Source organism: Variovorax sp. ZS18.2.2 (assembly GCF_024701975.1).
GTDB lineage: Bacteria > Pseudomonadota > Gammaproteobacteria > Burkholderiales > Burkholderiaceae_C > Variovorax.
In genome coordinates, this window is record NZ_JANLNM010000029.1 from 1 (window position 1) to 540 (window position 540).

Annotated in this window: 1 protein-coding gene; it reads left to right on the forward strand. The window is 63.1% G+C overall.

Annotation, left to right across the window (positions count from 1 at the left end):
* On the forward strand, positions 1-540 hold a 540-nt coding region (locus NU688_RS33900; RefSeq protein ID WP_257865372.1), incomplete at both ends, for a hypothetical protein.

A 540-nucleotide genomic window follows, 5' to 3' on the forward strand; every position in this document is an offset into this window, starting at 1 on the left:
AAGTCGACAGGCTGCTGATGCCACTCGAGGTGGACGTCGACAAGCTGCTGATGCTGCTGGTCGCCGTACTCAGGCCAGACGACGTCGAAGTCGACAGACTGCTGATGCTGCTGGTCGCCGTGCTCAGTCCGGACGACGTCGAGGTCGACAGGCTGCTGATGCCGCTCGAGGTCGACGTCGACAAGCTGCTGATGCTGCTGGTCGCGGTGCTCAGGCCAGACGACGTCGAAGTCGACAGGCTGCTGATGCCGCTCGAGGTCGACGTCGACAAGCTGCTGATGCTGCTGGTCGCCGTGCTCAGGCCAGACGACGTCGAAGTCGACAGGCTGCTGATACCGCTCGAGGTAGATGTCGACAAGCTACCGATGCTGCTCGTGGCGGTGCTCAAACCAGACGAGGTCGACGTCGACAGGCTGCTGATGCTGCTGGTCGCCGTGCTCAGGCCGGACGACGTCGAGGTCGACAGGCTGCTGATGCCGCTCGAGGTCGACGTCGACAAACTGCTAATGCTGCTGGTAGCGGTGCTCAGGCCAGACGACG